The following is a 21,956-nucleotide window of genomic DNA, read 5'->3' on the forward strand; positions in this document are numbered from 1 at the left end:
AGGAGGTTTCATGAACCAGGCACTGTTCATCGTCTGGCGCGAAAGCGTCGAGGCCTTGCTGTTGATCGGTATTCTTCAGGCCTGGGCCGGCCAGCAACAAGGTGCCCGGCGCCTGCTCAGATTTCTCTGGGCCGGCGTAGCCCTGGGCTTGTTGCTCTCGGGAGTGCTGGCGCTGCTGATCCTGTTTGCCGGACAAGCCATGAGCGGCGCCGGCAATGAATGGTTCCAGGCAGCTCTGGCACTACTGGCAAGCCTGTTGATGGTGCAGATGGTTAGCTGGATGCACCGGCATGGACGCACGCTCAAAGGCCAGCTGCAACGCCAGGCCCAGCAGCAACTGGCACGTCAGGGCGGCTTGGGCCTGATGCTCCTGGCCATGCTTGCGGTCAGCCGTGAAGGCAGCGAAACCGTGGTCTTTCTCTACGGTGCCGGCGCCCGCCTGCAGGGGCCGCAACTGGGCCTTTTTGCCGTGGGCGGCATTGCCGGGCTGGTGCTCTCGGGCCTGACCATCGCCCTGCTGCATAGCAGCCGGCGCTGGCTGTCCTGGCCACGCTTTTTCGCTTTCAGCGAGGCGGTTCTGCTGCTGCTCGCCGCCGCCTTGCTGGTCAGCGCCAGCGAACGCATCGGCGGCCAGTTGCTGGCCCTGGAACTCCCCGAGATGGCCTACAGCCTGGTCGGTGACGCACTGTGGGACAGCAGCCCGTGGCTGAGCGACAGTCATGGCCTGGGCGGTTTTCTCGCCGCCTTCGCCGGCTACCGGGCCAGCCCCAGCGCCCTTACCCTGCTGGTGCTGGCGGGCTACTGGTTGAGTGTTGGCAGCTGGTTGTTGCAGCGCCGAACAGGCAGCGCGCCATGTCCGGCCTGAGCCTGCACAACCGCTGGCTACAGCGCCTGGGCGACGGCATGCGCCGCCACGCCGGGGTGATCAGGCTGCTGCAATGGACGGTGGTGCTGTGCTATGCCCTGTTGCTGGTGTTGCCAGCACTGTTGCCACTGCCTGATAGCCAGGCGCGAATGCTCGACAACCTGACGCTGTTGGCCCAGTTCCTGTTCTGGGGCATCTGGTGGCCGTTCGTGTTGCTGTCGATTGTGCTGTTCGGCAGGCTCTGGTGCGGCGTGCTTTGCCCCGAAGGCGCGTTGAGCGAATGGGCCAGCCAGTACGGCAAGGGCATGGGCGTACCGCGCTGGGTGCGCTGGGGCGGCTGGCCGACCCTGGCGTTCTGCCTGACCACCCTCTATGGCCAGTTGATCAGCGTGTATGACTACGCCCAGGCGGCGCTGCTGATTCTTGGTGGCTCGACCCTGGCGGCGGTGCTGGTCGGCCTGCTGTTCGTGCGCGGCAAGCGCATCTGGTGCCGCTACCTGTGCCCGGTCAGCGGTGTCTTTGCCCTGCTCGCACGCCTTGCGCCGGTGCACTTTCAGGTCGATGAACAGCGCTGGCAAGCCAACGCCGGGCCGCGCCTGCCACCGCCCAACTGCGCCCCGTTACTGGATATCCGGCGCATGCGCGGCGCCCGTGATTGCCATGCCTGTGGCCGCTGCGCCGGGCAACGCGGCGCGGTGCAGTTGATCGCCCGTTCCAGCAACCAGGAAATCCTTGAATCGGCCACGCGCGCGCCTTCGCCCTGGGATAGCCGCCTGCTGTTGTTCGGGGTGATTGGCCTGGCCATGGGCGCCTTCCAATGGACCGTCAGCCCCTGGTTCATCGCGCTCAAACAGCACCTGGCGCAGTGGCTGGTCGAGGCCGATCTGCTCTGGCCGCTGCAAGACAACGCGCCTTGGTGGCTGCTGACCCACTACCCGCAGCTCAACGACAGCTTCAGCTGGCTCGACGGTTTGAGTATCGTCCTGTACCTGACTGGCAGTGCCCTGCTGCTGGGGGGCGTGTTGTGGCTACTGCTGCGCCTGGCCGCACGCCTGGCAGGCGATCCGGCGCTGTTCTGGCCCTTGAGCCTGAGCCTTACGCCGCTGGGTGCTGCCGGCCTGTTTCTCGGCCTGTCGGCGACCACGGTCAAGCTGCTGCGCTATGAAGGCTTGCTGCTGGAGTGGGTGCAGCCGGCCAGGGCCACATTGCTGCTCGCGGCCATGGGCTGGAGCCTGCTATTAGCGAGCAAGCTGCTGGCCAGGCATAACCTGGGTGGCTGGCGCCGTTGCAGCGCCAGCGCTTGCCTGCTGCTGGCCATAGCCGCGGTGGGCTATGGCTGGTGGTTGCAGTTCTGGGGTTGGAGCTAAACCTTGAAGCGCGCCACGGTCTGGCTCAGGCTGCCAGCCATCTGCGCCAGGTCCTGGCCGGCGGTGTCGGTGTGTTGCGCACCCAGCAGCACCTGTTCAGAGAGGTTGCGAATGCCCACCAGGTTGCGGTCCACCTCGCGGGCCACCAGGGCCTGCTCTTCGGTGGCACTGGCAATCATCAGGTTACGTTCGTTGATCTGCGAGATCGACCGGGTGATCGCCTCCAGCGCCTCGCCGGCACGCTGAGCCACTTCCAGGGTGCTGTGCACCCGCTCGCTGCTGCTGAGCATGGCGGTCACGGCCTGGCCTGTGTCCTGACGAATATTGCCGATCATCTGTTCGATCTCCTGGGTCGAGGCCTGGGTGCGGTGGGCCAGCGCCCGCACCTCGTCGGCAACCACCGCAAAGCCGCGCCCGGCGTCACCGGCGCGGGCCGCTTCGATGGCAGCGTTGAGCGCCAGCAGGTTGGTCTGCTCGGCGATGCTGCGAATCACATCCAGCACGGTGCTGATGTCCTGCACCCGGCCGGCCAGTTGCTGGATGCGCTCGGAGGTGTCTGTCACGCCTTCGGCCAAGGCGCTGATCGAGGCTACAGTCTCGCGCACCTGTTCACGGCCACGCTGGGCAGTCTGCTCGGACACCTTCGAGGCTTCGCTGGTGCTCACCGCATTGCGTGCCACCTCATCCACCGCGGCGGTCATTTCGTTGACCGCCGCTGCCGCCTGTTCGATCTCCAGGCCCTGCAACTGCAGGCTGCTGCTGGTCTGGCTGCTGACCGCGCTGAGCTCTTCACTGGAGCTGGCCACCCGCTCCACCGAGGCGGCAATGTGCTTGACCATGCTGTTCAGGCTCTGCTGCATCTGCTGCATATTGAGCATCACGCTGCCCTCGGCACTGGCGTGGGTCGGCACCTCGATGGTCAGGTCGCCCTGGGCGATCTGGCTGAGCACCCGCGCGGCAGTATCCGGCTCGCCGCCCAGAGGCCGGGTGACGCTGCGGGTCACCAGCAGTGCGGCCGCGATCACCGCCAGCAGGCACAGTACGAACAGCCCGAGCATGTTCAACCGCGCATCGTTGTACAGGGCCTGGGCGGCCTGTTCGCGGTCGGCGAAGATCTGCCCTTGCAGGGCCATCAGGGTTTCCAGGTTCTTGTAGACCTCGGCCTCGGCAGGCACTACGTGCTGCTTGAGCTGGGCCATGGCCGCTTGCCCGTCGCCCTGGCGAATCAGCTGCTGCACTTGGGTGAACGCCGCGACATAGGCTTCGCGGCTGCTCTTGAGCGCAGCGTAGGCAGCCTTGCCTTCAGGCAAATAGAACAACGGCTCAAGCGTTGCCAGCGCCTGGGTGATGCGCTGCTTGGTAGTATCGATGGCCTGCTGTACCTGCAGGTTGTCCTTGTCGATCAGCAGGTCACGGGTGTTGCGCGCGTTGTCGCGCACACCGGTGGCGATGACCATGATCGGCTCGATCTTCGGCCAGTCCTGCTGGACGATCACCACCGCCTGCTGCTTGAGCGTGGCCAGGTCGTGCAGTGCATAGAAAGCCAGGCCCAGAAGCGCCAGGGGCGCAATGGCAAAGCCGATGAGGATACGTTGTGCTGTGGTCAATCTGTTCATTTCAAAGCCTTACTAGTCGCGTACTTCGAACGCGGGAAACAGCGCGTGGAGGGTGCCCCACAGCTCGGGCAGCAAGCTTTGTGCCGAAGCACTGGGCAACTGCTCATCGAGCATGCGTGCCGTGCGCACCAACTGCACGACGAAGCGTTTGACCCCAAGCGCATTCAAGCGCCGGGCCAGGGTGATGAGTCGAGGGGGATCGATCAGGTGCCAATGCACCGTGGTGCGGCATTCATAGTCGACGCCGCTGGCCAGCAGGTAGTCGAGGCTGCGCCAGTTAGCCTGGCCACTGCCGCGCACGCCGGTAACCGTTTGGCCGTCCTCGGCCAGGGCCTTGACGTCAAAGCCCACCCAGTCGGCGCCGGGCAGCACCCGGGCCAGGGCCTGGGGCTTGATCCCGGCACTGTGCAGGCCAACGGCAAAGCCCATGGCCCGGACCTGGGCCATGGCCTCGGCCAGGCTGTCCTGCAGGGTCGGTTCGCCGCCGCTGAAAACCACGGCGTCGAGCAGGCCCTGGCGCCGCTGCAAAAACTCCAACACCTGCGCCCAGGGCAGCTCAGCGCTGCCCCGGGGCGGGATCAGTTGCGGGTTGTGGCAATAACGGCAACGCCAGGCACAACCCTGACAGAACAGCACACAGGCCAGCCTGCCGGGGTAATCGAGGGTGGTCAGGGGCACCATGCCCCCGACCCGCAGCGCTGGGGTCATGGGTGCCCGGCCGTTGCCACGCGCTCGTTGAAATGCTGTCGCTCGTTGTGCTCGGACTGTTTGCCAGGGTTGAACGCCGACACCGGGCGGTGATAACCCATGACCCGGGTCCAGACTTCGCACCGTTGGCGTTGCGCCACGGGCAGGGTGTGCTGTGCAGTCATGATGAAGCTCCTTGCTGTTGAAAATAAGGGGTCAGTGCAGGCTGCCCTGCTGCTGGGCCAGCAGCAGCGCCTCGTCGCACTTGGGACAGAACTCGTGTTCGCCATCCAGGTAGCCGTGTACCGGACAGATCGAAAAAGTCGGGGTAATCGTCAGGTACGGCAGGCGAAACCGCTCCAGGGCTCGGCGTACCAATTGTTTGCAGGCCTGGGCCGAAGAGATCCGCTCGGCCATGTACAGGTGCAGCACGGTGCCGCCGGTGTATTTGCATTGCAGCTCGTCCTGCAGTTCCAGGGCTTCGAACGGGTCGTCGGTGTAGCCCACCGGCAGCTGCGAAGAGTTGGTGTAGTACGGCGCCTGGCTGCAACCGGCCTGGAGGATGTCCGGGAAGCGCTTGCGGTCTTCCTTGGCAAAACGGTAGGTGGTGCCTTCGGCCGGAGTGGCTTCAAGATTGTACAAGTGGCCGGTTTCTTCCTGGAAACGCACCAGGGTGGCGCGCACGTGGTCCAGCAGGTTCAAGGCGAAGCGCCGGCCCTGGCCGGTGTGCAGGCCCATCTGGTCGTCGCTGAAGTTGCGCAGCATCTCGTGCAGGCCGTTGACGCCAATGGTCGAGAAGTGATTGCGCAAGGTCCCCAGGTAACGCTTGGTGTAGGGGTACAGGCCGGCGTCCATGTGGTGCTGGATCACCTTGCGCTTGACCTCCAGGCTCTCCATGGCCAGTTCCATCAGAGCGTCCAGACGCTGCAACAGGCCGCTGACATCACCTTTGTAGACATGGCCCAGGCGTGCGCAATTGATGGTCACCACGCCCAGCGAGCCGGTCTGCTCGGCCGAACCGAACAGCCCGCCACCGCGCTTGAGCAGCTCGCGCACATCCAGCTGCAGGCGGCAGCACATCGAGCGCACCTGGTTGGGTTGCATGTCCGAGTTGAGGAAATTCTGGAAGTACGGCAGGCCATAGCGGGCGGTCATTTCAAACAGGCGCTCGGCGTTGTCGCTGTCCCAGGCAAAGTCGTGGGTGATGTTGTAGGTCGGGATCGGGAAGGTGAACACCCGGCCCTTGGCATCGCCGGCCTGCATGACCTCGATGTAGGCACGGTTGAGCAGGTCCATCTCGGCCTGCAGCTCGCCATAGGCAAAGGGCATTTCCTCGCCGTCGATCACCGGGATCTGCTCGCGCAAATCTTGCGGGCAAACCCAGTCGAAGGTCAGGTTGGTAAAGGGCGTTTGCGTGCCCCAGCGCGACGGCACGTTGAGGTTGTAGATGAACTCCTGGATGGCCTGGCGCACCTGCTCGTAGCTCAACTGGTCCTTGCGCACATAGGGCGCAAGGTAGGTGTCGAACGAGCTGAACGCCTGGGCCCCGGCCCACTCGTTCTGCAGGGTGCCGAGGAAGTTGACCATCTGCCCCAGGGCGCTGCCCAGGTGCTTGGGCGGCCCGGCCTCGACCCGCCCCGGTACGCCATTGAGGCCTTCGTGCAACAGGCTGCGCAGCGACCAGCCGGCGCAGTAGCCGGCGAGCATGTCCAGGTCGTGAATATGCAGGTCGGCCTCGCGGTGGGCGCGGCCAATGGCTTCGCTGTAGACCTCGTCGAGCCAGTAGTTGGCGGTGACCTTGCCGGCGACATTGAGCACCAGCCCGCCCAGGGAATAGCCCTGGTTGGCGTTGGCCTGCACCCGCCAGTCCTCGCGGTTGAGGTATTCGTTCATCGAGGTTGCGACCTCGACCAGCGTCTTGCGGTCGCGGCGCAGGCGGCCATGCTGCTCGCGGTAGACGATATAGGCGCGCAGCGAGAGGAAATGGCCAGCATCCATCAGCACCCGCTCGACCCGGTCCTGGACCTGCTCGACGTGCAGCTTCGAATAGCCTTCCAGATGGGCGAGCACGGCGTCGAGCAAACCGTCCGCTTCGGCCTCGGCATACTCGCCAGTGGCCTTGCCGGCGGCGATCAATGCCTGGCGGATCTTGTCCGCATCAAAGGCCACCAGGCTGCCGTCGCGCTTGTGCAACCGGTTATGCCCTACCCTGATCAGCGTGCTGTGCATTTGCCCTCCAGACACTACATATAGATGTTTATAAAACTTAAAACACAATATGCGGTGTAGGCTACGGGCAAAGCCGGTGGAAAGAATTGATCGATATCAAGGTTGCCAGGTTGTGCAGTAAACCCAGGCTGCTGCGCAGCCATCGCCGGCAAGCCAGCTCCCACAAGTCCCTGTGGGAGCTGGCTTGCCAGCGATGAGGCCAGAACGGCCACCCTCACCCCCCGCTCATGTTCATGAAGCGCAAGATCTGCACCTCCCCCTGCGGATTGAAATCATGGCGCAAGGGCTTGCGCCGTAACGCCTGTTGCAGGGCATTGATGATCGGCTGGTCATCCAGCGGATAGCGCCTTAACAAACCGCGTAGATCCAGCGAATCCTCCTGCCCCAGGCACAGCAACAAGCGCCCCTCCACGGTCATCCGCACCCGGTTGCAAGTGGCGCAGAAGTTGTGGCTGTTGGGCGAGATGAAACCGATGCGGGTCGCCGGATGCCGGGCCAGGCGCATGTAGCGCGCCGGGCCGCCGCTGTGCTCGGCGCTGTCGAGCAAGGCGTGGCGGCTGGCAATCAGCGCCCGTACCTGGTCACTGCTGCAGAACGACTCGCCGCGCGAACGGCCCACCTCGCCCAAGGGCATTTCTTCGATAAAGGTGATGTCGATGCCTTGCTCGATGGCGTACTGCAGCAGCGCCGGCACCTCATCGAAGTTGCGCCCCTTCATCACCACGCAGTTGAGCTTGACCCCCTCGAAACCAGCATCACGCGCCGCCTCGATGCCGCGCAGCACCTGATCAAGCTCACCATTGCGGGTAATCGCCCGGAAGCGCTCGGGGTCCAGGCTGTCGAGGCTGATGTTGATGCGCTTGACCCCGGCCTCTACCAGCGGCCGGGCCAAACGCTGCAGTTGCGAGCCGTTGCTGGTCATCACCAGTTCACGCAGGCCCGGCAAGGCGGCGATGTCACGGCACAGCTCGACGATGCCGGGGCGAATCAACGGCTCGCCACCAGTCAGGCGGATCTTGCGCACCCCCTGAGCGACGAACAACGTGGCCAGGCGCCGCAACTCCTCCAGGGTCAGAACCTGCTGGCGCGGCAAGAAGGTCATGTGCTTGGCCATGCAGTACACACAACGAAAATCACAGCGATCGGTCACCGACATGCGCAGGTAATCGATCTGCCGCCCGAAGCCGTCCTGCATCACAGTGCTCATCACCTTCCCCTTATTGCACCAGCGGTGAATCGGCGCCCTGCAAGCGGATGCCGCGAATGTCGGCGGCACCGATCAGGGTTTGCAGGTACTGCACCAGGGCTTTTTGCCACACGCCCTGCTGCAACTGGGTGCGGATCGCCGTGGCCACCGCTTCATATGGCAAGGCCTGGCCTTCGATACGCTGGTCGACACTGACCAGGTGCCAGCCGTAACGGCTTTCCAGGGGCTTGAGCGCCAGCCCCGGCGCCAGGGTGAACAACTGGCGCTCCAGCTCCGGCACGGTCTGGCCCTTGCTGATCTGCCCCAGCTCGCCGCCCTGGGCCTTCGACGGGCAGGCCGAGTACTTCTGCGCAAGTTCGCCAAACTGCTCGGGGAACTGCAGCAGGCGTTCATGGAGAATCTCGGCCTGTACCAGCGCCAGGCTGCGCGCCTCGGCATCGTCCGGCGCGCATTCGAGCAGGATGTGCCGCACCGCCAGCAGCGGCGCACTGTGAAAGCGCCCGCGGTTGCTGTCGTAATAGCGCTGGCAGGTGGCCTCGTCACAGATCGGCACCTGCACCTCGCGCTCAAGCAGCAAGCGCGTGGCCGCTTCCTCCTGGTGCTCACCGGCGCCGACCTGCACCGACAACCCCAGCTCGGCAATGCGCTGCTGCATCAGCTCGCGAATCACCAGGGCGCGGGAGGCCATGTACATGGCCTCCTCGCGATCGGCGGCCGGGTGGTATTGCAGCTCCTGGGCCAGGGCCTCGGGGCTGATCGGTACAGCATTGACGCTGATGATCGGCCATTCCTGTTCACTGCTGGCAATCAGTTGCACCGGCGGTTCGAGTTCCACCGCCAGGGCACCTGGCCCGGCCTCAATGACCGTTGAATCAACGACGGTCGAAGACCCGCAACCACCGCCGCCACCGTTACTGCCGCCACATCCACATCCGCTAGCCATGGCAACCTCCTCAGACTTTCTGCCGAACGATTTGATAACGCCGCCCCAGGTACCACACCGGCGCACTGACGATGTGCACCAGGCGGGTGAAGGGGAACAGCACGAACAGGCTCAGGCCCAGCAGCACATGCAGCTTGTACACCAGGCTCACCGGGGCAATTGCCGCCGCCGCTTGCACCGGGCGCAACAGCACGGTGTTCTGCGCCCAGTCGGCGAGCATGACCATCACCGAGCCGTCCATGTGGCCGGTTGAAGCGACGATGGTCAGCAGGCCGAGTACCAACTGGGCCAGCAGCACCAGCAGGATGAGGATGTCCGAGGTGCTGGAGGTGGCGCGCACCCGTGGCTCGGTCAGACGCCGGTGCAGCAGCATGATCAGGCCGATCAGGCACAGCAGGCCGAAGAAGCCCCCCGAGACCATCGCCAGCAGTTGCTTGTGCTCGGTGCTGATCACATGGTGATAGACCGACGCCGGGGTCAGCAGGCCGACAAAATGCCCGGCCAGGACGAACAAAACGCCGATGTGGAAGAAATTGCTCGCCACGCGCATGCCGCGCCGGTCGAGCATCTGGCTCGAACCGGCCTTCCAGCTGTACTGCGACAGGTCAAAGCGCGCCCAACTGCCAAGCAAGCAGATGGCCAGGGCCACGTAGGGATAAATCCCGAACAACAACAGGTTCCACTTAGACATTGCCCACCTCCGTGGCCGGCGCGCCGGCCTGGCCTTGATGCTGAAAATCGACCCAGTGCAGCGGTACCGCGCTTTCTTCGCGGGCCTTGCCCGGGGCGCTGGGCAGTGAACTGCAACGCTCCTGCTGCTCGGCCTTGAGAAAGTCCACCGCCTCCTCTTCCCAGATCTTGTCCAGGGCTTCGAGGGAGTCATCGCGTTGCTCGGCCGCCACTTGCTCGCGCAAGTCGGCCACCGCCTGGTGCGGTTCGGCGCCGGCAATCTGCAACAGCGCCCGGAAGCAACTGGCATAGGCGCTCTCGCGCTCCTCCAGGCGTGCGGCGAGCAGCGCCAGCAGGTGCGCGACATCAGCCAGGCCCTCGCGGGCCTCAAGGTCTTCGCGGGTCGAGAGGTATTCCAGGTACAACGGGATGTAGTCCGGCAGCTCCTTGACGCCGATGGCAAAGCCCGCCTCTTCGTACTGGGCAAGCATGTCGACCATGGCCTGGCCACGGTCGCGGGACTCGCCATGCACGTGTTCGAACAGCAGCAGCGACAACGAGCGGCCACGGCCGAACAGCGCGCCGTAATGCTCCTGGCCATCCATCAGGTCGTTGTTGCAGATCAGCTCCAGCAGCTCGAACAGTGCACCGCGCTGGCGCGGGCTGATTTCCCGCGCCTGGATGATCGCCTGCTCCAGCTCGTCGCGGCCGGCCACCAGGGTTTCATTCGGGTAATCGAGCAGCAGCGAAATCACTTTGAGAATACGCATGCTCATTCCTCCCACAGCTGTACGGTTTTGAGGATGTCGCGGCGGTTGGCTTTCTTTGCCCCGAACATGTTGGTGTCGGAGCTGCCGCTGCAACCGCTGCCAAAGCTGAAGCCGCAACCGGAGCGCTCGGCGAAGGCATCGCTCATGGCTTCTTCACGATGGGCACTGGGCACCACGTAGCGGTCTTCATAGTTGGCGATGGCCAGGTAGCGGTACATCTCCTCGACCTGGTTCACACTCAAGCCGACGTCGCCAAGCACCTTGAGGTCCTGGACGCCTTCGACCTGCTCGGCGCGTTTGTAGGCGCGCATGGCCAGCAGGCGCTTGAGCGCGCGTTTGACCGGCTTTTCGTCACCGGCGGTGAGCAGGTTGGCCAGGTAGCGCAGCGGAATGCGCAGGCTGTCGACATCCGGGATCACCCCGCTCATGCCCACGGTACCGGCGGCTGCGGCGTTCTGGATCGGCGACAGCGGCGGCACGTACCAGACCATCGGCAAGGTGCGGTATTCAGGGTGCAGCGGCAGTGCCAGCTTCCAGTCAACGGCCATCTTGTACACCGGCGAGCGTTGCGCGGCGTCGATCACCGACTGCGGCACGCCGTCTTCCAGGGCCTGGCGGATCACCGCCGGGTCGTTGGGGTCGAGGAAGATCTCCAGCTGCTTTTCATACAGGTCATGTTCGTTGGCGGTGCTGGCCACCTCGGCGATGCGGTCGGCGTCATACAGCAGCACGCCCAGGTAGCGGATGCGGCCCACGCAGGTTTCGGCGCACACAGTGGGCATGCCGGCTTCGATGCGCGGGTAGCAGAAGATGCATTTCTCGGATTTGCCGCTCTTCCAGTTGAAGTAGATCTTCTTGTACGGGCAGCCGCTGATGCACATGCGCCAGCCGCGGCATTTTTCCTGGTCGATGAGAACGATGCCGTCCTCTTCGCGCTTGTAGATCGCCCCGCTGGGGCAGGACGCCGCGCACGCCGGGTTCAGGCAGTGCTCGCACAGGCGTGGCAGGTACATCATGAAGGTGTTTTCGTACTCACCGTAGATGTCGGCCTGGATCTGGTCGAAGTTCTTGTCCTTGCGCCGCTTGGCGAACTCGGTACCGAGGATTTCTTCCCAGTTCGGGCCCCATTCAATCTTTTCCATGCGCTTGCCGGACACCACCGAGCGCGGCCGCGCAGTCGGCTGATGCTCGCCCAGGGGCGCGGTGTGCAGGTGCTGGGAGTCGAAGTCGAACGGCTCGTAGTAGTCATCCAGGCTCGGCAGGTCAGGGTTGGCGAAGATGTTCGCCAGCACCCGGAACTTGCCGCCGATGCGCGGGTTGATCGAGCCGTTGGCGTTGCGCACCCAGCCGCCCTTCCATTTGTCCTGGTTTTCCCACTCTTTCGGGTAGCCGACCCCAGGCTTGGATTCAACGTTGTTGAACCAGGCGTACTCCATGCCTTCGCGGCTGGTCCAGACGTTCTTGCAAGTGATCGAGCAGGTGTGGCAACCGATGCATTTGTCCAGGTTCAGGACCATGCCAATTTGTGAACGGATCTTCATGACAGCACTCCTTATTCGATGTCGGTCGGCAGTGGACGTGGCAGCTCATCGCCGCGCGAACCGTCGAGCCAGTCGACCTTGGCCATCTTGCGCACCACGACGAATTCGTCGCGGTTGCAACCGACCGTGCCGTAATAGTTGAAGCCGTAGGCCTGCTGCGCGTAGCCGCCGATCATGTGGGTCGGCTTGAGCACCACGCGGGTGACCGAGTTGTGGTGGCCGCCGCGGGTCTTGGTGGTTTCGGCGCCCGGCACGTTCACGATCCGTTCCTGGGCGTGGTACATCATCACCATGCCCTCCTTGACCCGTTGGCTGACCACCGCCCGCGCTGTCAGCGCGCCGTTGGCGTTGAAGCACTCGATCCAGTCGTTGTCCTCGATGCCGGCCTTCTTCGCGTCGATCTCCGAGAGCCAGACAATCGGCCCGCCACGGCTGAGAGTGAGCATCAGCAGGTTGTCGCTGTAGGTGCTGTGGATGCCCCACTTCTGGTGCGGGGTGATCCAGTTCAGGACAATCTCGGTCTCGCCGTTGCTGCGCTTGTCCTTCACCCCGGCGATGGTGCGGGTGTTGACCGGTGGCCGGTAGCTCATCAACTGCTCGCCGAACGCCTGCATCCACGGGTGATCCTGATAGAACTGCTGGCGGCCGGTGATGGTGCGCCACGGGATGTTCTCGTGGACGTTGGTGTAGCCTGCGTTGTAGCTGACATGGTCATCTTCGAGCCCCGACCAGGTCGGGCTGGAGATGATCTTGCGCGGCTGCGCCTGGATGTCGCGGAAGCGAATCGCTTCGTGGGCCTTGGACAGCGCCAGGTGGCTGTGGTCGATGCCGGTGAACTGCGACAGCGCCGCCCAGGCCTTGACCGCCACATGGCCGTTGGTTTCCGGTGCCAGCGAGAGGATCACCTCGGCGGCGTCGATGGCGGTGTCGATCTTCGGCCGGCCCTGGCTGATGCCCGGCTCGACTTCGCGGTAGTTCAACTCACCGAGGAACTTCACTTCAGTGTCGGTGTTCCAGTTGATGCCCTTGCCGCCGTTGCCGAGTTTTTCCAGCAACGGGCCCAGCGAGGTGAACTGCTTGTAGATGTTCGGGTAGTCACGTTCGACCACCTGCAGGTTCGGCGCGTTCTTGCCCGGTTGCGGCGCAACGCCTGCGGTTTTCCAGTCGGTGCCGCCGAACGGCTGGGCCAGCTCGCCAACGCTGTCATGCATCAGCGGCACGGTAACCAGGTCCTGTTCGATGCCCAGGTGCCCTTGGGCCATGGCCGAGAAGGCCTTGGCGATACCCTTGTAGATTTCCCAGTCCGAACGCGACTCCCAGGCCGGGTCGATGGCGGCCGACAGCGGGTGGATGAAGGGGTGCATGTCCGAGGTGTTCATGTCGTCCTTCTCGTACCAGGTCGCGGTCGGCAGGACGATGTCGGAGTACACGCAGGTCGAGGACATGCGGAAATCCAGGGTGGTCACCAGGTCGAGCTTGCCGATGGCGCCCTCATCGATCCATTCGGCTTCTTGCGGCTTGCAGTCGCCGACCTGGCCGATGTCCTCGTTCATCACGCCGTTGCGGGTGCCGAGCAGGTACTTGAGCATGTACTCGTGGCCCTTGCCGGAGGAACCGAGCAGGTTGGAGCGCCAGATGAACATGTTGCGCGGGAAGTTCACCGGGTTGTCCGGCTGCTCGCAGGCAAAGCGCAGGCTGCCGTCGTGCAGGCCCTTGACCACGTAGTCCTTGGGCGCCATGCCGGCTGCAGCGGCGTCGCGGCAGATGTGCAAGGGGTTGGTGTTGAGCTGCGGCGCGCTGGGCAACCAGCCGGCGCGTTCGGCGCGGATGTTGTAGTCCAGCGCGTGCTCGGGGAACTGGCTCTTGTCGGCCAGGGGCGAGAGCACGTCGTGCATGCTCATCTTCTCGTGGCGCCACTGCGAGCTGTGGGCGTAGAAGAAGCTGGTACCGTTCATCTGCCGTGGCGGCCGGCTCCAGTCCAGGCCAAAGGCCAGGGGCAGCCAGCCGCACTGCGGGCGCAGTTTTTCCTGGCCGACGTAGTGGGCCCAGCCGCCGCCGGTCTGGCCGACGCAACCGCAGAGCATGAGCATGTTGATCAGCCCGCGGTAGTTCATGTCCATGTGGTACCAGTGGTTCATCGCCGCGCCCACGATGATCATCGAGCGGCCACGGGTCTTGTCGGCGTTGTCGGCAAATTCGCGGGCGATCTGGATGGCTTTCTCGCGGCTGACGCCGGTGATCTGCTCCTGCCAGGCCGGGGTGCCGGGCACGCTGGCATCATCGTAGTCGCGGGCGACATTGGCACCACCCAGGCCACGGTCGATGGCAAGGTTCGCCGCCGACAGGTCGAACACCGTGGCCACCTTGACCTGGCTGCCATCGGCCAGGGTCAGGCTGCGCACCGGTACGCGGCGGTACTGCACGGCGTCACCGGCAACGTGCTGGAAGTGCTCGTGGCTTTCACCGGCAAAATACGGGAAGGCCACTTCGGCGACGTCGCCACCGATCAGGCTCAGGCTCAGGTCGATCTCACGGCCCTCGCCGCCTTCACGGGCGAGGATGTTCCACTTGCCCTGCTCGCCCCAGCGATAACCGATCGAGCCCTGGGGCGAGACCAGTTCGCCGCTCGCATCGACAGCGATGGTTTTCCATTCCGGGTTGTTGTCCTGGCCAAGGTTGTCGGCCAGGTCCGAGGCGCGCAGGAAGCGGTCTGGCTGGTAACCGTTGCCCGGCGCGGTGCCGAGCATCGGTTTGAGCAGCACCAGCACCGGCAGGTCGGTGTATCGCTTGGCGTACTCGGTGAAGTAGGCGCTGGGCTGGTCCAGGTGAAATTCTTTGAAGATCACATGGTTGAAGGCCTGGGCCAGGGCCGCGTCGGTCCCCTGCTTGGGGTTGAGCCAGAGGTCGGTGAGCTTGGCCACTTCCGAATAGTCGGGGGTGATGGCCACGGTCTTGGTGCCCTTGTAGCGCACCTCGGTGAAGAAGTGCGCGTCAGGGGTACGGGTCTGCGGAACGTTGGAACCCCAGGCGATGATGTAGTTGGAGTTGTACCAGTCGGCCGACTCCGGCACGTCGGTCTGCTCGCCCCAGACCATCGGCGATGCCGGCGGCAGGTCGCAGTACCAGTCGTAGAAGCTCAGGCAGGTGCCGCCCAGCAGCGACAGGTAGCGGGCACCAGCGGCGTAGCTGACCATCGACATCGCCGGGATCGGCGAGAAGCCCACTACCCGGTCGGGGCCGTACTGCTTGATGGTGTAGACGTTGGCGGCGGCGATGATCTCGGTGACTTCATCCCAGCTCGACCGAATGAAACCGCCCATGCCGCGCTTGCTCTTGTAGCTGTCGGCCTTGGCCTTGTTCTCGACGATTGACGCCCAGGCCTCGACCGGCGCCATGCTCTGGCGCGCCTCGCGCCACAGCTTGAGCAGCGGCTTGCGGATCTTCGGGTATTTCAGGCGGTTGGCGCTGTAGATGTACCAGCTGTAGCTGGCCCCGCGCGGGCAGCCACGTGGCTCATGGTTGGGCAAATCGTTGCGGGTGCGCGGGTAGTCGGTCTGCTGGGTTTCCCAGGTGATCAGGCCGTTCTTCACGTAGATTTTCCACGAGCAGGAGCCGGTGCAGTTGACCCCGTGGGTGGAGCGCACGATCTTGTCGTACTGCCAGCGCGAACGGTAGACGTTCTCCCAATCGCGCGACTCTTTACGGGTTTCGCCATGACCGTCGGCGAACTCGCCCTGCTTGCGGTTGAAGAACCGCAGTTGATCCAGTAAATGACTCATGGTGCTTTCCTCTCAGGCTTGCTGCTGCGGGGTTCTGTGCCCCGCCCGGGCAAGGTGTGAATTCGGGGTACTGTCAGCAGGGGGTCGCGGCGCCTTTGCGCGCGTACCACCACCAGGTCACGACAATGCAGCTCAGGTAAAAGCCGACGAACATGTAGAAGGCCATCTGCGGGCCGCCGGTCAGGGCCATGGAGCTGCCGAAGGTCTTGGGAATGAAGAACGCGCCGAACGCGCCCATGGCCGAGCTGAAACCGAGCACTGCGGCCGACTCCTTGCCGGCGTCCTTGAGCGCCTGCTCACGGGCGGCTGCGCCTTTGCCGCTGGCGGCCTTTTCGTGCAGGGTGCGGAAGATCACCGGGATCATGCGAAAGGTCGAACCGTTGCCGATGCCGGTGGTGATGAACAGCAGCATGAACATGCCGAGAAAGCCGTAGAAGTTGCCGCTCTCGCCCTGGGCGGGAATGAATGCCAGCACGCCGAAGACCATGACGATCATCAGCACGAAGTTCCACAGGGTTACCCGCGCGCCGCCAAGCTTGTCCGCCAGCCAGCCGCCCAGTGGGCGTACCAGGGCACCGACTAGTGGGCCGAGGAAGGCAAAGGTCAGGGCATTGACCTGCGGGAAGGCAGTCTTGATCAGCAGCGGAAAGGCCGCCGAGAAGCCGATGAACGAGCCGAAGGTGGCCAGGTACAACCAGCACATCAGCCAGTTGTGCTTACGCTTGAAGATCACCGCCTGCTCGCTGAACGAGGCCTTGGCGCTGGACAGATCGTTCATGCCGAACCAGGCCAGCACAGTGACCAGGAGGATGAACGGCACCCAGATGAAACCGGCGTTCTGCAACCACAGCCGGCCACCGTCGGCCAGCACTTGCGGTTGGCCACCGAGGGCGCCGAACAGGCCGAAGGTGATCACCAGCGGTACGCAGAACTGCATCACCGACACGCCCAGGTTACCCAGCCCGGCGTTCAGGCCCAGGGCGGTGCCCTGCTGCGACTTGGGGTAGAAGAAGCTGATGTTGGACATGCTCGAGGCGAAGTTGCCGCCACCAAAGCCGCACAGCAGGGCAATCATCACGAACACGCTGTAGGGGGTGTTCGGGTCCTGCACGGCAAAGCCCATCCACAGCGCGGGCGCCAGCAGCGAAGCGGTGCTCAGGGCCGTCCAGCGGCGGCCGCCGAAGATCGGCACCATGAACGAGTAAAACACCCGGAAGGTCGCTCCCGACAGCCCCGGCAAGGCCGCCAGCCAGAACAGCTGGTCGGTGCTGAAGTTAAAGCCGATGGCATTCAGGCGCACGATCACCGTGCTCCAGACCATCCACACAGCAAAGGCCAACAGCAGTGCGGGGATCGAGATCCACAGGTTGCGGGTCGCGGTTTTCTTGCCGCTGCGGCCCCAGAATGCAGGGTCTTCAGGGCGCCAGTCGTGAATCACCGGGCCTTGGTCAGGCTGTTTAAGAACCGACATGGTCTTCTCCTTGGGCAATACTGGAAAACGGAGGGGCGACGGCTGCGGGCTGTTTGCCCAGCAGCGGGCGCTTGCGGACTTCGCTGAAGTACATCCAGATGAGCGACACCCAGACCACGCCGTACATCAACATGAAGCAGGAAGAGCGCACACCGGTCAGGTCGACCAGCGCGCCGAACAGGATCGGCAGGATGAAACCGCCCAGGCCGCCAGCGAGCCCGACGATGCCGGACACCGCGCCCATGTTCTGCGGGTAGTCGTTGGCGATGTACTTGAACACCGAGGCCTTGCCGAAGGCGAAGGCGATGCCCATGACGAACAGCAACACGGTGAACAGCGCAGGGTTCAGGCCGATGTGAAAGTCCAGCGGGCCATTGAGGGTCTGCACCTGCAACTGGGTTTGCGGGTACGACAGCAGGAACAGGCAGATCCAGCTGACCCACAGCACCCACCAGGTCACGCTCTGCGCGCCCCAGCGGTCCGACATCCAGCCGCCGACGGCGCGCAGCACCCCGCCCGGCAGCGAAAAACAGGCGGCCAGCAGCGCCGCGCTTTGCAGGCTGAAGCCGTATTCCTGGACGTAGTACTTGGTCATCCACAGCGCCAGGGCCACGTAGCCGCCGAAGACAATCGAGTAGTACTGGCAGTAGCGCCACACCGCAGGCTCGGACAGGGCCTTGAGTTGCTCACCAAGACTTGCCCCCGAGGCGCTGCGGTGGGCCTTGTTTTCGGCGCTGAGGAACCAGAACAGCAGCGCGGTGATGAACAAGATTGCGCTGAACACTTTCGGTACCAGTTGCCAGCTGCCGGCGGCAATCAGCGCCGGGGCAAGGAACTTGGTCACCGCCGCTCCGGCGTTGCCGGCGCCGAAAATGCCCATGGCCAGGCCCTGGTTGTCTTTGTCGAACCACTTGGCGACATAGGCAATGCCCACCGAGAACGAGCCACCGGCAAGGCCGACGAACAAGCCCAGGACCAGGAACTGCCAGTACGCGGTGGCGTGGCTGATCAGGTACAGCGGCAACACACAGGCCAGCATCAACAGGAAGAACACGCTGCGCCCACCGAAACGGTCGGTGAGCATGCCCAGTGGCAGGCGCACCAGCGAGCCGGTCAGTACCGGGGTGGCGGCCAGCAGGCCGAACTGGGTTTCGTTGAGCTGCAGCAGGTCCTTGATCGGCACGCCGAGCACGGCAAACATCATCCAGACCATGAAGCACACGGTGAAGGCCAGCGTACTCATGCCCAGCACCAGGCCTTGGCGTATTCGCGGTTGAGTCATCTTGGGTCTCCAGTCAGGTAGCCATGGGCCGCAGACTAGAGAGGCAAACCCCGATAAAACTTGACCCCGATCAAAGAAGCCCTGGCGCTACTGGGCCTATGCTTGGGCTGCCTACCTCCAACGAGGTAGCGCCGAAAAACCTCTAAACCCTTTGTTTATCAGGGTGTTGTCAGTTTCCCGCCAGGCTTGGCGGCAAAACTGGCGGTTGCAAACTCTTTAGAGGTAGAGCGCCAGGGACCGGCTGCGAAACGATCAGCTGCAACACCCTGGAGTGCTCCATGTGCCGTTTTCCCCACCTCACCCCCGGCCCACGCCCATGATCGGCTGGCTGCGCAGCTCGTTGCCTGCCCGCGCGGGCCTTGCGGTGATTCTGATCGCCGTACTGGCCCTGGCCAGCTCGCTCAGCGCCGGGCTGATCGCCTGGTTCAGCCAGGGTGACGCGGCGGCCATCAACACCGCGGGCTCCGTGCGCATGGAGACCTACCACCTGGCCTGGAAGCTGGCCGCCGGCGCCGAGCCCGCCGAGCTCGAACGTATCCGCGACAGCCTGCAGCAGCGGCTCAACAGCCCAGCGCTGTACGCGGTGCTCGAAGACGGCAAAAACCGCGAACTGCAGGCCAGTTATCAGCAGTTGCAGGACTACTGGCAGCAGACCCTGCTGCCGGCCTTGCAAGGTGGCAACGCCGCAGGCTTTCAGGCCAGCACCCTGCCCTTCGTCGACCAGCTCAACCAGTTCGTCAGCCTGTTGCAACAGCAGAGCGAACATAAACAGGGTTGGCAGCAGGTGATCCAGGGCGCGGCGCTGTTCACCACCATGATCGTCCTGCTGTTTGGCCTGTATGAGCTGCAGTACAACGTGATCAGCCCCTTGAAGGAGCTGGTGGACGCCACCCAGCGTTTTCGCCGGGGCGAGTTCCAGACCCGGGTCAATCATCAGTCCGAGGATGAGCTGGGCGAGCTGGCCACCAGCTTCAACGCCATGGCCCAGACCATCGAAGAATCGCACCGCACCCTGGAAACCCAGGTGCAGCACAAAACCCTCAACCTGCAACAGGCCAACGCCGCCCTCGAACTGCTGTACCAGAGCAGCCGCAGCCTGGCCACGCGGCTGGCCAACGCCGAAGGCCTCGATGAGCTGATCCGGCGCTTTCAACAGCGGCTGCCGGGGCTGCGCCTGTCGCTGTGCCTGCACGGCCAGGTGCAGGCCCCGGACCAGCAACTGCTGGCCCTGCATGGCGCCGACAGCCGCAAGATCTGCGCGGTCAGCGATTGCGCCAGTTGCCAGCGCCACCAGCGCGGCAACCACCACGCCTTCAGCATCAGCAACCAGGGCAGCACCCTGGGTGAACTCAAGGCGCAGTTTATTGACAGCCATGACCCGCAAGCCTGGGAAACCGAACTGATCCAGGCCCTGGCCAACCTGATCGGCACCTCGCTGTCACTCAAGCGCCAGCGCGAACAGGACCACCGCCTGGTGCTGCTCGAAGAGCGCGCGATCATCGCCCGCGAGCTGCACGATTCCCTGGCCCAGGCGCTGTCGTACATGAAGCTGCAGGTCAGCCGCATGCAAACGCTGATGCGCCGTGGCGAACCGGTGGCGACCCTGGAAAACGTCACCGCCGAACTGCGCGAAGGCCTGAACAACGCCTACCGCCAGTTGCGCGAGTTGCTCACCACCTTTCGCCTGCAAATCCACGACGCCGGCCTGGTCCAGGAACTCAAGGACACCGCCGAAGAGTTCTCCCGCCGCGGCGAGTTCCAGGTGCACCTGCACGTCGACAGCCTGGCGTTCGAGCTGTCGGCCAGCGAGCAGATCCACATCCTGCAAATCACCCGCGAGGCGCTGTCCAACTGCCTGCGCCACGCCCATGCGCAGAACGCCTGGCTGCAGTTGCGCCAGCATGGCGAGCAGGTGTGCCTGTCGATCGAGGACGATGGCCGTGGGTTCAGCGGCACCCATGACCTGCGTGAGCACCATGGCCTGAACATCATGGACGAACGCGCGCGCAGCCTGCGCGGGCAGTTGCACATTGTTGGCCGGGAGCCCCAAGGCACCCGGGTACAGATGGAATTTCGCCCGGAATTTCTCGGGCACTTGAACGAAGGTAACCCTGTATGAACCCCTCCCCGCGCTACCGCATATTGTTGGTCGACGACCACCCGATGATGCGCCGCGGCATCCGCCAGATGCTCGAACTCGAAGACGACTTCGACATCGTCGGCGAAGCCAACCATGGCGAAGAAGCCCTGGCGCTGATCCCCTCGCTGCAACCGGACCTGGTGCTGCTGGACAACAACATGCCGCAGATGAACGGCATTGAAACCCTGCGCCACCTGCGCAACCAGGGCTTTGCCGGCAAGGTGCTGCTGTTCACCGTGTCCGATGCCGAAGACGACATCCGCGACGCCCTGCGCCTGGACGCCGACGGCTACCTGCTCAAGGACATGGAGCCTGAGCTGCTGATCCAGTACATCCGCGACGCCATGGCCGGCGCCCTGGTGATCAGCCCGGGCCTGACCCGGGTCATGGCCCAGGCCCTGCGCTCGCCTCCGCGCCAGCCGGAAGTGGAACTCACCGACCGCGAACGCCAGGTGCTCAAGACCATCGCCAGCGGTTACAGCAACAAGGTCATTGGCCACAAGCTGGGCATCACCGAGGGCACGGTCAAGGTGCATGTGAAGAACCTGCTGCACAAGCTCGGCCTGCGGTCGCGGGTGGAGGCGGCGGTGTGGGCCATGGAGCACCTGCGCCACAGCGCCTGAGCTGCAGACTGCCCCTTTGGAGGTAGACCGGCAGAGGCATGGGCCGCCGGCGCCGCAGGTTTTACCATAGGCGCCAGCGGAGGACGCCATGCTCACCCACCCTTCTACCGTTCTGGTTTTACGTCGTCACCACCTGTTCAGCCAACTGCCGGAGAAAGTCTTCGAGGACGTCTGCGGCCTGGCCATGCTCCGGCGCCTGAGCTGCCACGACACGCTCATGCACCAGGGCGACCCGGCCAAGCGCTTCTTCTTGCTGGTCAGTGGCCAGATCAAACTCTACCGGCTCAGCGCCGAGGGCCAGGAGCACCTGGTGGAAATCATCCAGCCGGGGCAGACCTTTGCCGAAGCGCTGCTGTTCAGCCAGGCCCGCAGCTACCCGGTGACAGCCACTGCGCTCAAGGATTGCGTACTCATCAGCATCGACGGCGGCCACTACCGCAACGCCCTGGAAGACCAGCCGCAGGTGTGCCTGGCCATCTTGGCAAGCATGAGCATCCACCTGCATCAGCGCCTCAAGGACATCGACACCCTGACCTCGGCCAGCGCCAGCCGGCGGGTGATCAACTTCCTGCTGCAAGAATGCGACCCGGACACTGGCCGGGTCGAGTTGCAGGTGTCCAAGCGCCTGGTGGCCTCAAAGCTTGGCATCCAGCCGGAGACCTTTTCACGCACCCTGCACCGGTTGGTGGAAAGCGGCCTGATTGCCATGGAGCGGCGCAGTATTCATATCCTGGCTGCCGATGAGTTGGCCAGCTACACGGGATAGC

General features: G+C 64.1%; 17 protein-coding genes. 5 read left to right on the forward strand and 12 right to left on the reverse strand.

From position 1 onward, the window contains the following. Window positions 1–10 precede the first annotated feature (10 nt). Window positions 11–865, forward strand: a complete 855-nt coding sequence (locus M5G17_RS22565; RefSeq protein WP_273895105.1) for an FTR1 family iron permease — start codon at window positions 11–13, stop codon at window positions 863–865. Next, complete coding sequence (locus tag M5G17_RS22570; RefSeq protein ID WP_273895106.1) at window positions 853–2,232, forward strand: 4Fe-4S binding protein; 1,380 nt, start codon at window positions 853–855, stop codon at window positions 2,230–2,232. Before M5G17_RS22565 ends, M5G17_RS22570 begins: the two co-directional genes overlap by 13 nt. On the opposite strand, the gene M5G17_RS22575 is transcribed toward M5G17_RS22570, so the two are convergent. The 12 genes from M5G17_RS22575 to M5G17_RS22630 form a co-directional block, all read right to left on the reverse strand. After that, complete coding sequence (locus M5G17_RS22575; protein ID WP_273895107.1) at window positions 2,229–3,848, reverse strand: methyl-accepting chemotaxis protein; 1,620 nt, start codon at window positions 3,846–3,848, stop codon at window positions 2,229–2,231. The two genes, M5G17_RS22570 and M5G17_RS22575, sit on opposite strands and share 4 nt — an antisense overlap. 12 nt (window positions 3,849–3,860) lie before the next feature. Next, the gene (locus tag M5G17_RS22580) at window positions 3,861–4,556 is read right to left on the reverse strand and encodes an anaerobic ribonucleoside-triphosphate reductase activating protein (RefSeq protein WP_273895108.1); all 696 of its coding nucleotides are present in this window, start codon (window positions 4,554–4,556) and stop codon (window positions 3,861–3,863) included. Then, the gene (nrdD, locus tag M5G17_RS22585; protein WP_130264377.1) at window positions 4,553–4,720 is read right to left on the reverse strand and encodes an anaerobic ribonucleoside-triphosphate reductase; all 168 of its coding nucleotides are present in this window, start codon (window positions 4,718–4,720) and stop codon (window positions 4,553–4,555) included. Before nrdD ends, M5G17_RS22580 begins: the two co-directional genes overlap by 4 nt. Window positions 4,721–4,751: 31 nt before the next feature. Further along, a complete protein-coding gene (locus M5G17_RS22590) occupies window positions 4,752–6,764 on the reverse strand; it encodes a ribonucleoside triphosphate reductase (protein WP_273895109.1) in 2,013 nt (670 codons plus the stop codon). 214 nt (window positions 6,765–6,978) lie between these two features. After that, window positions 6,979–7,971 carry a GTP 3',8-cyclase MoaA gene (gene moaA / locus M5G17_RS22595; protein ID WP_273895110.1) on the reverse strand — a complete coding sequence of 331 codons (993 nt, stop codon included), beginning with the start codon at window positions 7,969–7,971 and terminating at the stop codon, window positions 6,979–6,981. Window positions 7,972–7,981: 10 nt separating this feature from the next. Next, window positions 7,982–8,914, reverse strand: coding sequence for a peptidylprolyl isomerase (locus M5G17_RS22600; protein ID WP_273895111.1), 933 nt, complete (start codon window positions 8,912–8,914; stop codon window positions 7,982–7,984). A 10-nt stretch (window positions 8,915–8,924) separates the two neighbouring features. Next, window positions 8,925–9,605: a respiratory nitrate reductase subunit gamma gene (narI, locus tag M5G17_RS22605; protein WP_273895112.1), complete on the reverse strand. Its 681-nt coding sequence runs from the start codon at window positions 9,603–9,605 to the stop codon at window positions 8,925–8,927. Further along, window positions 9,598–10,353 (reverse strand): nitrate reductase molybdenum cofactor assembly chaperone, encoded by a 756-nt coding sequence (gene narJ, locus M5G17_RS22610; protein ID WP_273895113.1) that lies wholly within the window; start codon window positions 10,351–10,353, stop codon window positions 9,598–9,600. Before narJ ends, narI begins: the two co-directional genes overlap by 8 nt. 2 nt (window positions 10,354–10,355) lie before the next feature. Beyond that, the gene (gene narH, locus M5G17_RS22615; RefSeq protein WP_273895114.1) at window positions 10,356–11,894 is read right to left on the reverse strand and encodes a nitrate reductase subunit beta; all 1,539 of its coding nucleotides are present in this window, start codon (window positions 11,892–11,894) and stop codon (window positions 10,356–10,358) included. A gap of 11 nt (window positions 11,895–11,905) precedes the next feature. Next, window positions 11,906–15,673 carry a nitrate reductase subunit alpha gene (locus M5G17_RS22620; RefSeq protein WP_273895115.1) on the reverse strand — a complete coding sequence of 1,256 codons (3,768 nt, stop codon included), beginning with the start codon at window positions 15,671–15,673 and terminating at the stop codon, window positions 11,906–11,908. Window positions 15,674–15,746: 73 nt separating this feature from the next. Further along, window positions 15,747–17,144 carry a NarK family nitrate/nitrite MFS transporter gene (locus tag M5G17_RS22625; RefSeq protein ID WP_273895116.1) on the reverse strand — a complete coding sequence of 466 codons (1,398 nt, stop codon included), beginning with the start codon at window positions 17,142–17,144 and terminating at the stop codon, window positions 15,747–15,749. Continuing rightward, entirely contained in the window at window positions 17,131–18,426 is a 1,296-nt protein-coding gene (locus M5G17_RS22630) for an MFS transporter (RefSeq protein ID WP_273895117.1), read from the reverse strand. Before M5G17_RS22630 ends, M5G17_RS22625 begins: the two co-directional genes overlap by 14 nt. 316 nt (window positions 18,427–18,742) lie before the next feature. On the opposite strand from M5G17_RS22630, the gene M5G17_RS22635 reads away from it, so the two are divergent. From M5G17_RS22635 to M5G17_RS22645, 3 genes are all read left to right on the forward strand, one after another. Next, window positions 18,743–20,545, forward strand: a complete 1,803-nt coding sequence (locus tag M5G17_RS22635; protein WP_273895118.1) for a HAMP domain-containing protein — start codon at window positions 18,743–18,745, stop codon at window positions 20,543–20,545. Beyond that, entirely contained in the window at window positions 20,542–21,189 is a 648-nt protein-coding gene (gene narL, locus M5G17_RS22640) for a two-component system response regulator NarL (RefSeq protein WP_273895119.1), read from the forward strand. The genes M5G17_RS22635 and narL overlap by 4 nt, the downstream gene beginning before the upstream one ends. Before the next feature lie 88 nt (window positions 21,190–21,277). Beyond that, a complete protein-coding gene (locus M5G17_RS22645) occupies window positions 21,278–21,955 on the forward strand; it encodes a Crp/Fnr family transcriptional regulator (RefSeq protein ID WP_273895120.1) in 678 nt (225 codons plus the stop codon). Window position 21,956 lies beyond the last annotated feature (1 nt).

The sequence above is a fragment of the Pseudomonas rubra genome (assembly GCF_028656935.1).
Classification (GTDB): domain Bacteria; phylum Pseudomonadota; class Gammaproteobacteria; order Pseudomonadales; family Pseudomonadaceae; genus Aquipseudomonas; species Aquipseudomonas rubra.